Annotated in this window: 10 protein-coding genes; 8 read left to right on the top strand and 2 right to left on the bottom strand. The window is 45.8% G+C overall.

Annotated elements, in window-relative coordinates:
- Window positions 1-44: 44 nt before the first annotated feature.
- The 8 genes from MHI32_RS30160 (at window position 45) to MHI32_RS30125 (ending at window position 8,663) form a co-directional block, all read left to right on the top strand.
- Window positions 45-2,945: an S-layer homology domain-containing protein gene (locus tag MHI32_RS30160; RefSeq protein WP_340011661.1), complete on the top strand. Its 2,901-nt coding sequence runs from the start codon at window positions 45-47 to the stop codon at window positions 2,943-2,945.
- Window positions 2,946-3,117: 172 nt separating this feature from the next.
- A complete protein-coding gene (locus tag MHI32_RS30155) occupies window positions 3,118-4,074 on the top strand; it encodes a zinc-binding alcohol dehydrogenase family protein (protein WP_076307593.1) in 957 nt (318 codons plus the stop codon).
- A 1-nt stretch (window position 4,075) separates the two neighbouring features.
- Window positions 4,076-4,510: a MarR family winged helix-turn-helix transcriptional regulator gene (locus MHI32_RS30150; protein ID WP_036682401.1), complete on the top strand. Its 435-nt coding sequence runs from the start codon at window positions 4,076-4,078 to the stop codon at window positions 4,508-4,510.
- Window positions 4,511-4,760: 250 nt separating this feature from the next.
- A complete protein-coding gene (locus MHI32_RS30145; protein WP_076307592.1) occupies window positions 4,761-5,294 on the top strand; it encodes a YceI family protein in 534 nt (177 codons plus the stop codon).
- Between the two features lie 192 nt (window positions 5,295-5,486).
- Window positions 5,487-6,422 (top strand): LytTR family transcriptional regulator DNA-binding domain-containing protein, encoded by a 936-nt coding sequence (locus MHI32_RS30140; RefSeq protein ID WP_340011658.1) that lies wholly within the window; start codon window positions 5,487-5,489, stop codon window positions 6,420-6,422.
- Window positions 6,423-6,526: 104 nt separating this feature from the next.
- Complete coding sequence (locus tag MHI32_RS30135) at window positions 6,527-7,372, top strand: ABC transporter ATP-binding protein (protein ID WP_076274868.1); 846 nt, start codon at window positions 6,527-6,529, stop codon at window positions 7,370-7,372.
- Complete coding sequence (locus tag MHI32_RS30130) at window positions 7,369-8,079, top strand: ABC transporter permease (protein ID WP_339245540.1); 711 nt, start codon at window positions 7,369-7,371, stop codon at window positions 8,077-8,079. The genes MHI32_RS30135 and MHI32_RS30130 overlap by 4 nt, the downstream gene beginning before the upstream one ends.
- 203 nt (window positions 8,080-8,282) lie before the next feature.
- Window positions 8,283-8,663, top strand: a complete 381-nt coding sequence (locus MHI32_RS30125; RefSeq protein WP_038573907.1) for a FlxA-like family protein — start codon at window positions 8,283-8,285, stop codon at window positions 8,661-8,663.
- A gap of 187 nt (window positions 8,664-8,850) precedes the next feature.
- On the opposite strand, the gene MHI32_RS30120 is transcribed toward MHI32_RS30125, so the two are convergent.
- Complete coding sequence (locus MHI32_RS30120) at window positions 8,851-11,472, bottom strand: family 16 glycosylhydrolase (RefSeq protein WP_339245538.1); 2,622 nt, start codon at window positions 11,470-11,472, stop codon at window positions 8,851-8,853.
- Between the two features lie 136 nt (window positions 11,473-11,608).
- Window positions 11,609-13,180 carry a response regulator gene (locus MHI32_RS30115; RefSeq protein WP_076124273.1) on the bottom strand — a complete coding sequence of 524 codons (1,572 nt, stop codon included), beginning with the start codon at window positions 13,178-13,180 and terminating at the stop codon, window positions 11,609-11,611.

The raw sequence follows: 13,180 nt of genomic DNA, 5'->3' as shown, positions 1-13,180 counted from the left end.
GACAGACTCATTGATATTTTTAGAGTAAGAAGGGGGAAGAAACAATGTTATTCCAAGCAGCACGCCGTAAACTCAGTCTGATGATTGTGTTTGCCCTATTATTAAGCACTCTTACGCCACATATGGTGTTTGGTGAGGCCGCGCAGTTCAAAGACATCACAGGCTCTTATGCGCAAAAGGAGATTCAATCATTAACTGAAGCAGGAATAATCTCAGGTTATGAAGATAACTCTTTTAAACCGAAAAAGGCTATGTCACGTGCCGAACTGGCGAAAATCATAGTCCTGTCGTTGGGTCTAGAAGCAAATGCTGATCAAGCCGCACCGTTTAAAGACGTTGCCGCGAACAGTTGGTATCGCGGTTATGTAGGTGCATTGGTAAAGGCAGGCATTACGGAGGGGACATCGGCCACCACCTTCAGTCCTAATGCAAATGTCACCCGTGAGGAGCTGGTCGTGTTTTTCATCCGAGCTTTCGAATTGGATGAAACAGCGAAGAAGCTTCCGGTTGATAGCAAGCTGTCGGATATCTCAGAGGTGTCCGAATGGGCAAAAGCGCAAGTATCCCTTGCCTTCAAAAATGGTTTCATCAACGGGGTCCAAGGCAGTGACGGCACTCTGAAATTCAAACCGAAAGAGCATGCGGAGCGCCAGGCTCTGGCTCGTCTGGCTTATGAGTTCAAAACCAATAAATCAGTATATGTCGAGAAATCCAAACAGCTTCTGGCTGAAGAGCTTAATAAGGGCAAGAGTCCTGAGGCAACACCGACTGCCACCCCGGCAACAACTGACCGCGGGACATCTGTGACAGCACCGGCGCCGGGAGCTTCAGGTCCGGGAACGGCAGCATCGGCAACCCCAGCACCGGCAACCCCAGCACCAGTGACACCAACACCAACATCGGCACCGACACCGACACCGACACCGACACCGACACCGGCAACCCCGGCACCGGCAAATGCTCTCCAGGTTGTGGTGAAGGGGGAGATTTCAGATGCCATTTATGTGGAAGAGCCAACAGAAGTTATATTCCGCTCATCGATTAATGCGCCAGGAACGGTAATTGCTAGTGTCTATCAAGTAGATGACAGCGGCAAAGTCATTTCGCAAATCATTTCGTTGTACGATGACGGTTTGGAAGCCCATGGAGACAGTCTTGAGGCAGACGGACTGTACAGTGGCAAAGCAGTATTGACTGAAAGTACGGAGGGTTACATAAATCTGCAGGCGTTTGTGGGAGATGTGCCAAGCAGCACAGTTTTTAAATTATCTGTAATGAAGCATCTTACGGATGAACAGCTTGCACAAACGGAAATCTTTGAAAATAATACACAGAGTAAGCTTGATCAACTGGTTACTTCATATGGTAATTTGCAAAAAGCAAAGGAAGAAACTGTGGCTTGGCTCCAAACCCAAGCAGAAGTAGAGCATGCTGGGATTTCGGGTGAAGGAGGAAGCATCTGGTATTTGCTGGACAACGGGATTCTAGGGGGGGTTTCCGCAGCTCCTGAGAATACAAAAGGGTTAAGCAGCACCGTAGAAGAGGCTGCGTCCAGTACTGCATTGGCGGCTGAGGCGCTAACGCAAAATGTGGAACAAACCGTAGCCACCATAGGAAGCCAGCGGGTTGCTGTAATTTCTCCGTTCTCAGGCACACTTCCATCTTCGACTGTTTATGATGCTGTATATCACAGCTTCGACCAGTCGAGTTACCCCTTCCTTGTGGAAAGAGTAAAGGACACCGCAGCGGGCGTTAATTTCTTTAAAGGGCTGAATCAGTATGGCGTCGTGGTCTTGGATACCCACGGAGATACTTACTATGATGAAATAGTGCTACAGAAGCTCCATAATAAATACGGCATTGATTTCAAATACGCTGGACCGCAAGTCATGTTCTTGACAGGAGAAAAGGCAACGACAGAGAGCAAAAAGACCTATGAGTTGGACTTGAAAAAGGGAAGACTGGCTATTATATCCGGTTATTATGCTATTACACCGTCTTTTATTACACGGTACAACGATATGCTTCCTGATACCATCGTATATAATGGCAGCTGCCGCAGCGCGTACAACGATTCCATGGCAGATGCCTTCATCAACAATGGTGCTGGCACTTATTATGGATATACCGATTATGTAAAGCTTGCATATGATCAAGCTATTGCTAAATCCGTATTTACCGCTTTAAACGATGACAACATGACAACCGAAAAAGCTTTTCAAGCAGCAGTGGCTGCCCATGGAGCAAACGATGGGTTGGCAGCATTCTTCATGAAAGGAAGCAGCATTGGCACTAAGACCGAAGGGGTCATCAACGGAACCTTTGAAAACGGAACTTGGACCGGCTGGAATGGAAACGGCGATGTTCGGGTGATCTCCAAGCTGGGACCGCTTAAACCGACAGAGGGGAACTACATGGCTATTATCAGCACTGGCCTTGGGTATGAAAACAATGATCAAGGAGGATATGACTACAATTCAGACAGTTATATCGAGCAAAGTTTCATTGTTCCGGCGGGTGCAACAACCCTATCGTTCGATTACAATTTCATTTCTGAGGAGCCTAAGGAATTCGTTGGAAGCAAATTCAATGACACCTTCAGAGCAACGGTAACTTCCAGTGTATACATTAATACGGCTTCCCTCATTACTTCTCACATAAATGGCGGCAATACAGTGACGTCCAGTGTCTATGGTAATGATTCTGTTATTATCGGGGCTGAATCGATTAATGAATCCACGGCCTATTGGATTGAAGAGAACAAAGTAGCGATTGATTTCTACGGCGGGGATCATACAACATACATGACGAATTGGAAGCATGTACAATTTGATGTAAGCCAATTTGCCGGCAAGGGCTCCATTGTCCTTCGGTTCCATGTTTGGGATCAAGGAGATAGTATCTACGATACGGCGGTACTAATCGATAATGTAATATTAAAGTAATCAAAAAACGGCTGGATCAGGGGAACCTGACCAGCCGTTTCTTTTGGAAATAAGCTAATGGGCGTGCGTTTGGATATGGATTCCAAATAAAGTGTGCATATTGCACATAATTTGTGTTATACTTTATTATGTGCAATATGCACATAATATGGGGTGGAAGAAGGGTGTAAATATGAAGGCAGCAATCGTAAAGGTTAAGGGGACGATTCCCGTAATGGGTCATTTTGATTCCCCCGTTGGGACAGAGGGGCTAGTTATAATTAACGTTACGGCCACAGCCTTGAGTCGAGTTAGCAAGTTCCGTTCAATGGGTATGCACTATTCTTCTGAAGATAACTTTCCAATTGTAGCCGGTATCGACGGTGTAGGAACTTTGAAAGATGGGTCTCGTGTTTACTTTGCGCTGCCTACTGCACCATATGGTAGTTTCGCTGAGCAAACAATCGTCAACGAAAAGCTGACTGTCCGTTTACCAGATGGTATTGATGATCTCACTGCTGCCGCTATCGCCAACCCTGCTATGTCGTCATGGGCTGCATTGGTATTTCGAGCTGGTTTTAAATCCGGTCAAACTGTATTGATTAATGGCGCTACTGGTGCATCCGGTAGTTTAGCAGTTCAGATTGCTAAGGGTCTGGGGGCCAAGAAGGTCATTGTAACAGGACGCAACGAATCAAAGTTGCAAGCACTTGAAGCTGATGAGGCCATTGCATTTGATATGACAGCCGACAACGGTCAAAAAATGTTTGAAAACGCCCTAATGCCAGTTATTGCTGAAGGTGTTGATGTTATATTGGATTATCTTTGGGGCGACAGCGCACTCGCCATCATGTCAGCTCTTGCTAAGGCGAAAACGGATCGTTCAACCCGTTTTGTAAGCATTGGAACTTCATCTGGCCAAGAAAGCATTCATTTACCTTCATCTCTTTTACGCTCATCAACAATCGAACTCGTAGGTAGCGGAGATAAGAGTGTTTCCAAAGCTGATATGCTATCCGCTGTTAGAGGTGTCTTTGAAATGGCCGCCGAGGGGAAGATAAAAATTACCACAAAAGAGTTCGCTCTAGAAGATATTGAAGAGGCCTGGAATGCCCCGCTAATGCCTCGTCCTGTTGTAAGGGTGAAATAAAATGGAAAACGATATTTTTAAAGCGCTGATCGATTTAGTTTCCATTATCAATAGGCCAGACCGCGATAAGAAGATGATTGCTAATGCTGGCGTAAATTTGGAGGCAGCAACCTTTCGTGTCTTTGTGGGCATCGTGCATCTCCAACCGACTAGTGTTGGTGATTTGGCCGCCATGATGGGAAAAAACTATTCGAGTGTTAGCCGGCAAATCGATAAGTTAGAAAACGCGGGGTTGGTTCATACGTATCCATCAAGTGCAGATTCCCGCATTCGTGTGTCTGAATTGACGAAAAGCGGGGAGGAAATCAATGCAATGATTAGCCTCACCCGTGAACGAATTTTGCATGAAGCTTTGGATGACTGGACTCTGGAGGAAAAAAACAGCTTATTGAATAACTTAAGGCGTTTATTTGAATCGCTGCAAAGATTCGACTAGTTGCAGATTATGACTGTTCACACACAGTTCGATGTTTATTGCCATGGTGGATATTCGGGTAAAAGGAATTACGGATTCAATGGGGAACCATTCTGAAATCGGATTTACGAGGAAGCCGCAAAAATGCTAAAACGCTACTGACACAACGTTGTCAGTAGCGTTTTTGTATATTAGGTGTATAGCGAGTAGCGCATTGTTTTGGAGATAGGTGACCTTGCTCATAATCTTATTATAGAGGTGGAATTTATTCATGAGTAATATCAAATGGGAAGTGGATCCGGACCACAGCTCCGTCGAGTTTTCGGTGACGCATTTAATGATTAATAAAATCAAAGGAGTATTTGAGCGTTTCCAGGCGATTTTAAGTTTTGATCCCAACGAGTTAACGACCATGGGTATTCAGGCTTCCATAGACGCAAATAGTATCACAACTCGCCAAGCGCAACGAGATGAACATTTGAGGGGCGACGATTTCCTTCATGCTGCCAAGTATCCAACCATTGCATTTCAAAGCACCAACTGTGTCTTTGCTGGTGAGCGGCAATATGAACTTACAGGCAATCTAACTCTGCATGGAGTAACCCAATCTGTTACTTTTCATACTGTTTTTGAAGGACTAAACAAGGACCCCCGCGGACGGGAACGTGTAGGATTTCACTCAACAGCCAGTATTGATCGTAATGAATTTGGATTGAAATTCAACTCGCCTCTGGAAACGGGTGGAATTATAGTCGGAAATGAAGTGAGGATCGAGCTTTATATTGAGGCAATTAAAATAAATTAGTGACCCTAAAGACTATCCTTTTATCGGGATGGTCTTTATTCAAAACTTGCTGTTACAGAAATTGCGCTGAACCGTATTACTAATTAATGTACTCTTGCACCGAGCGGAGAAGCTGCTTGGGCTTTTTTTATGTGCAGAAATGACTAGAAGATGCCTTGACTAATATTTGCATTAAATGACCGGGAGGATGGCATGCAATTTCAACCAATTTATTATAATGGGGAATTATTTCTACCGAAGATCGAATTAAATATGACACCGAACCAATCGGTTGGCATCATAACGGACTTGAAGCGAAAGCAGCTTTTAATGAATCAATTAGGTGATCATTCCCAATATTATTTATTTCGGGCTGGGCAAAACGAGTATATGCGTTTATCGGTGGAGGAACTAATCACTTTTCTAATCAGAATAACGGAGAGGTATGAGCGTGCCGCTTCGTTGATAGATTATTTTGCTTTAAAGGAAGAACGGAAGGTAAAGATCAAGGATCTAAGCTCATCGAAAAGAATGTATGTGACATTGCTGCGTGTATTTTTTGCGCATCAGCCTACACTTGTACTGGAGGAACCCTATTTTTACTTGGAAGAGCAAGATTGTCGTCAACTCAAACGGATTCTTGATGATCTTTCACAAGAAAAGCAGATTTTAATTTTAACTTCGAATTTAGAGGATGCCCTTATTTCCTGTGATGCCATTTATCGGTTGAACGAATCGGGATTTCATCCATTGGATATTCGGGACTTCGACGAGGATAAGCAGGAAGTACAGAAACAAGACGAGGCCAATATAACCTTGCAGAAGATATCTACCAAAAGAAATGACAAAGTGATTTTATTTAATCCGCCTGAAATTGATTTTATAGAAAGTGTAGAGGGGTCAATCCTTGTTCATGTGGGCGGTGAAAATTATGACTGTGCGCTGACGCTGACCGAGCTCGAGCAGAGATTATTAAATTTCGGTTTTTTTAGGTGTCACCGATCCTATATTGTTAATCTGCAAAAAGTAAGAGAGATTATTACATGGACGAAAAATAGCTACAGCTTGCGATTAAATACAGGTCAAGATGCCGTGGTTCCGTTATCCCGTTCAAAATTGTCTGAATTAAAAGCTCTTCTTAACATTTAAAGGGTACCATTCAGGCGCTTACAGCTACATTTCGGCGCGTTTTGATGGCAGGAAGCATGTAATCTGTATATGTTTAAGCCATCAACACTAAGGATGTGGAGTTAATGAATGTTATTCGGGTAGAACGTATCCGTAAGAGATTTGGAGAAAAAGATGCGTTAGCAGATGTTTCTTTTTCAATTCCTAAGGGTGAAATTTTTGGTTTCCTTGGACCGAGTGGCTCAGGCAAAACAACATTAATCAAGATTTTAACGGCACAATTAAATCCGACAAGTGGACAGGCAAGTGTATTTGATCAGCCAGCGGAGATGATGCAGCAGTCTGCTCAGAAGATGCGTTTTGGCATTTTGACGGATAACAGTGGTCTATATGAGAGGTTAAGTATTGAGGAAAATCTGGAGCTGTATCGTAAGCTATATGATCTTCCCAAATCTGCGGTCGACAAGGTGCTGCAGTTTGTAAACTTAAGCGGAGAGCGCAAAAAGAAAGCCAACCTCTTATCCAAAGGGATGCGTCAGCGTGTCATGCTGGCATGCGCGATTATCCATGAGCCGGAATTATTATTTCTGGATGAACCAACTTCGGCTTTAGATCCGGTAAACACAGCACATATTTATAAGGGCTTACGCTACTTAAATGAGAAAGGAACAACGATTTTTCTGACTACGCATGATATGTCTGAAGCAGAATTGATATGCAACCGTGTAGCGATTCTGTATCAGGGACAAATCCAAACCATAGGCTCACCAAAGGAACTTAAGCGGCAGCACCGGGAGAACGTAATTTGTGTGGACTTAATCAATGGGGAAACCTACGAGCTCCCGATCGATGAGGGGACGGCTGATCAAATCGCGGATTGGATGAAACGGGGGCTAATTGACCGGTTAGAGACGAAAGAACCAAGTCTAGGTGATATTTTTATTAAAATGACAGGAAGTGAGCTACTATGAGTATCTCATACAAACGTGCCCGGGCGATATTTGTGAAGGATTACAAAGAGTTTTCACGTAACTACGCGCTGTCCATTATGCTGATTTTTCCTATTATTATCGCTCTGATTTTCAAGAGGGCAGGTGCGTCTTTACCTGGAGCCAGCGGTTTTCTTTTTAATAGTTCGTTTGTATTGCTAACATGTTTCGCACAAGCCTGCTTGATTGCGGAAGAGAAGGAGCGTAACACTTTACGGTCATTAATGATGACACCGGCTACGACCATGGATGTACTAATCGGTAAAAGCAGTTTGGTCTTTGTCATGTCTGTTGTTGTTCTCGCTATTTCCACATTATTATTTGGCTATGAGCCAGCTAATATATGGGCGTTTGTGGCAGTAATCATTCTTTCGATTATTCTGTACACTGCAGCCGGGACGATCTGCGGTTTATTCTCTAAGACGTTGCTTGAAGCCTCATTATCTATACTCCCTGTGGCGTTCATATTTATGGGGGCACCGTGGGGAGAAGTACTAGTGAAGAATTATCCGGTCTTCAAAGTGCTGGATTACATGCCAAGCAGTCAGCTTGTGCATCTGCTGGGTCTAAGCAATACAGGTTATACGACGGGCGATGTATTGAAACCTCTCCTCATTAATTTGGCATGGACGGTTGTACTAACAGTAGTGTCTGTCATTTTGTATCAGCGGCGGTTGAAGGACGAGTAAGGGAGCTCTGAAGGGACTTTAGCCAGCCTTCGGTGGGTCTTTGGTAGGGTTGAAACAAGCGGCCGACTGAGACTATACGACGATTATTTTCCAATTGAGGCTGTGATGTTGTCATGACGGGATCTGCCGGGTAATAAAGATGATTAGAACTTTCAAATTTGGCTGATTTTGGATTGGGAGCCAAGGAAACGGGGGGAAAGATCATGGCGGCACAGACAGTATCAGGCATCAGCTCCGTACAGACCATTGCGGCCTACGGCGGTACACAGAGTGATGTCAGTTCTCTGGAGAAACAGCGAAACCGGCTGATGATGGAACTGGATAAAGTGAATGCGGCACAAGGAAGTGAGATGCAGACGCCTTATCGCCGGGAGCAGCTGCAGCGGCAAATCCGGCTGCTGGAGTCCCAACTGGTACAGAAAAGCGGGAGCAGCACCTCCGTAAATTTTGTGCCGGCTTCTCCGCTTCAGGATCACCTCCCCCTTTGGGGAAATGAAGGAAAGGGAGGCCTCAAGGGCATCGGCCTGACTGATCCCCGGACGGCGACGGTGGACGCGGAGGGTCATTTCGACGCGTTAATTTAGGCAAGCGAGCGAAGGTCCGGAAAGCGTCAGGTGATGAACTGACGGCCCATAATCATGAGGCTAGCTAGCCGAGCTTCCACCGAGAAGACCTGCAGCACGGTAGAAACAACAAAATAGGCGAGAGGGAAGCTTCAACACTTCCTCCTCGCTTATTCGTGTTCATGCAGTTGCTTAGGGTTCAACTACTTTATTCTGGTGTTCCTTGGGTTACCCCATGGATATACGAGAGCGTTGGGGAATCGACAGCCCCTTGTCCCGGATTATAGGTGAAGGAGTACTCGATGGTATCCCCGTGTTGCAGGTGATTTACAGGGTAGGTATAGTTACCGTTCCCTGCCGGGGTCATGGCTACGTTTAGCTGCCCACCGTTATTTAGCTTATAGTGTAAGTCGGCAAAGGTTGCGCCGTTCACATAGAACAGCAGGTCGTCGCCTATTTTCTTCAGACCCCGCACCTCATCGCCGACGATGATAACATCGGATGATGATGCCGGTACAACAGTGATGGTGGAGAGGGCTGTTTTATTGCCGTCGGCTGTTGTAGCCGTTACGGTTGTTGTGCCTGGAGTGAGTCCCGTCACGAGACCGTTCGGATTCACGGAAGCGACGCTGGTACCTGATACGGTCCAAGTGACCTGCTTATTGGTTGCATTAGACGGGGCAATATTGGCGTTCAACTGCACAGTCTGTCCGACCTCCACCTGCGCAGTGGTTTGATTCAGAGAAATACCGGTAACCGGCACGTTTACCGGATTCTCGCTGTTGCCTTCTTTATAGACACGAACATAATCCACTTGCATTGTTGCAGGAATATCCGACGGATCTGGGGTATGGCCGCTGTCGAAGTGCCCGCCGATCGCCAGATTCATAATGATGTAGAAGGGTTGATCGAATGGGGCGTTCGGATTGTTAGGTGCAGCTACGGAATACCATTGATCTCTACTGACTTTAAAGAAGAACTTGCCGTCCACATACCACTTCATATTATCTTCTTCCCAGATCATGGAGTACACATGATAATCATTGGCGAAGGTCTGGCCTTCAGGGAAGTGATATTCACCAGCAATATATCTGTTTACAGGCCATTGTCCGCCAAAGTGTATGGCCCCGCTGGTCGTGCCGGGCAAGCGTCCTTTGGCTTCCATAATATCAATTTCTCCGGATGCTGCCCACGCTCCATAAGCGGCATCTTCCGGAAGCATCCAAAGTGCTGGCCAAACGCCGTTACCTGTAGGCAGCTTAGCACGAATATCTACTCTGCCGTACTGGAAGGACAAGTGATCTTTGGTGTTAATCTTGCCGGATGAGTACTGGGCATACCGGCTTGGGTCCTGTGGAAAGGATTTTGAATCGTTCAAAGCTCTGATATTCAGCTTTCCGTCCTGTACAAATACATTTTGTGTACTGTCTGTATAGTGCTGCAGTTCCGCGTTGCCCCAGCCCCAGCTATTCGGATCGTCAGTAATATAATAACCTTGTTCGTAGCTCCATTTGCTCGTATCGAGCGCTGTTCCGTTAAATTCATCCTGCCAAATGAGATTCATGTCCTCTATCGCCGGGTCGTTTGGTGTTCCGATGGCAATGTCATCATGATCGGATACATCCGGACGTGGGGCATCTGGATTACCGATAAAGGTATAGTTGACGTAATTGTTGCCGACACTTCCGCCCGCCTGTCCATTTAATGGATAGCCAATACGGATTTGCACATCCTCTTGGACGGGCTGGAACCAAAGCCCATAGATATAGTCAGCCCAATAGCCCCACTGGTTGGCATCGGACATGTTGTTATAGCCATTGCCGGCGTATACAAATCCGCTTTGGCTGGAATCACTCATAGCAACCCATTGTCCGTTGATGTTAATTTGGTAAACGTAATTTCCTAGCTCAGTGCCTATTGGAGCGCCCCCATCAATTTTGGGTAGCGGGACACCTATTACACCTTTTGCATCTGCGGTAAAGGTCGTTCCCTCATAAGGTGTTAAGACATATGAATTTCTTACAGGTTTATTAAAGGTGAGGGTATAAACGACGTTAGCCGTTGAGGTTTTCGATTCTAACTTGACGTTGATAGACTCTGTTACGGTGAACCAGTAGCCACCGCCGCCTTCGGTGAATTGTCCGAAGTTGTTATCGTAGATCCAGCCGCTGGCTGCATTATTGTCAATATCAATCCATGTACTGCTGCTTACAGGTTTTACATATACCTTCAGATCTTCAGCTACGGCTTCATAGGTAACGGCCGGATCATTGTTGAAGGTAGGATAAGTAAAGCCTGCACTTCCTGTAAATCCTGCTGTAATCTGCGGCCCTTGTGTAGGGGCCATAGCAGTAATGGTCGTTTTGTTTATGTTTTGAAATACCAGGGTGTAATCAAGTGTAACTCCATTAGCCTTGGAGAATAGCTGAATCTCCGTTGTTGCGGAGAGAGTGAACCAATAGCCATTCAAGCCACCGTCGCTCCAGTGTCCCCAGTTTTGGTTGTAGGTATAGCCGCCTGCATTGTCAATATCCACCCAGTTTCCAGCAACTTTTACTTTTACACCGACGTCATCGGAAACATCATTCCAGGTGGCAGAGCCCCCATTAAATGTAGGCATGACGAAACCATAGCTAGCTTGCCCAACCCCTGATTTTGAGATGACAGGACCGTCTGCTGCTGAAAAGTAAGACATAGAGGTAACTGTGGTTCCTGCTGCCTGCACCTTTGAAGTCGGCAATAGGCCAACCCCAGCTAACAGTACTACTGCTAAGAACAAACTAAATACCTTCTGCTTAAAACCACTCTCCGTATTGTAAAGTCGTTTCATACTTGCCCTCCTTTAATAAAATAATGAAGAAACGAAACCGCTTACATTTAGGGACATCTCTATTCTATCGAATATAATAATCAGCTAAAAGGTACAATTATTTTTGTTCTAACCCAATTTTTTGGCTTTTGATTATTTATAGCGCTGTGTCACGGTACTTTTCCCCGCTGTCGTGCTTCCGGCGCATCATTTGCCGATATTCTGTGGGCTGCATATCCATGACATCCCGAAAGGATCGTGTAAAACTTTTGTAGCTTTCATACCCTACCATGGTGGCTACCTCTACAATTTTATGATCGGTTTCGGCCAGTAGCCGCCGGGCTTTATCCAGGCGCACATCGCGCAAGTATTCTGCAAAGCCTTTGCCGATATTTTTTTTGAACAGGTTAGAAAAATAGGCATAATTAAGCGACACGTGATTCGATACCATCGCGAGATCCAGGGGTTTATGATAGCTTTCGTGTATAAAGCGTATGGCTTCATTCAAATCTTGCGAGTTGCGATAGCTGCACTTATATTCATAATAAAATTGGTTCAGCCGAAGCAGCTGTTGTTGCAGCGCCTGAATATAATCGCGAATACCCGGATAATCGAATAGATTTCGTAAACATTCGATGTCCAGCGCTTCTTCCCCCATGTACGGGCGGATCACACGTACAGATTCCTCCAGCATCTGTACAATGGCACGGCATAGCTGCTGTGTGTATTGGATGTGATAGCGTTGCAATGTATCTTTGTGAAATATCATAGAAATGCCTTGGGTGATTGTACCGCTGTTTTTGGTGCCGATTAACTGGAACAGGGCATATAACTCTTCATAGGGAAGCTCCCACTGCTGCTCCAGTCGCTCAATATGTGTTGGCAAGATGCAGCTCTTCTCTGGAAACAGGTAACTGTGGCGATAGAGCTCCAACGCTTGTGTATAGCTGCGGGGCAACTCCTTCAATCCTTGCTGCGGGCTGGTCATGGCAGTAATGGCATCTATCTGTCCTGCTTTGAGGGCGGCCGGGAAGGCTCCCGTTTCTACGGCCGCATCAACCGCGAGAATCAGGTACGGGCGGTGTTGCAGGCATATACACCCTCGTCTGCCATACACACGGTAGGCAAGGGATTCCATGCTGTGGCTACTGTCAGCCCCCGGTTGGTTAATCCATAATTCCTCCCGCAGCAGACACAGGCGGTAATTACTCCACAACTCTGGATTCTGTTGCTGGGTCTGGATAACCCACGCCTCATCAATCATTGCACCCTGCATGAACATACTCAGTTCCTTGCGGTCTGTCTCCCGGGCGCGGCGCGAGATATGCTCCATATTACGCGAGAGCGTCTGCCGTGTTTTTATCTCATTCGCTACATGTTCTACTGCGGTTTGCAGATCTTCACGTTTCACAGGTTTGAGCAGGTAGCCCTTTGCTCCAAGTTCGATGGCCTTTTGAGCATAGGCAAAATCACTATAGCCGCTAATAATCAGATAATCTACCTCGATGTGCTTCTGTTTGCTCTGCGCCATCAGCGTCAGTCCATCCATATCGGGCATCCTGATATCAGTAATCACCAGTTGGATGTTGTGCTGACTCAATATATCCAAGGCCTCAATTCCGTTTACGGCACAGTAAATATTGTCCAGCTGCAGCGCAAATTGGCGCAGCATAGCCTGCAGTCCATCACGAATGTGCTTTTGATCGTCCACAATTAAAATATTGATCAT

It is taken from the genome of Paenibacillus sp. FSL H7-0690 (genome assembly GCF_037980415.1).
GTDB lineage: Bacteria > Bacillota > Bacilli > Paenibacillales > Paenibacillaceae > Paenibacillus_AQ > Paenibacillus_AQ odorifer.
Note: the sequence above shows the minus strand (reverse complement) of the source record. Positions and strands in the feature narration are given on the sequence as shown.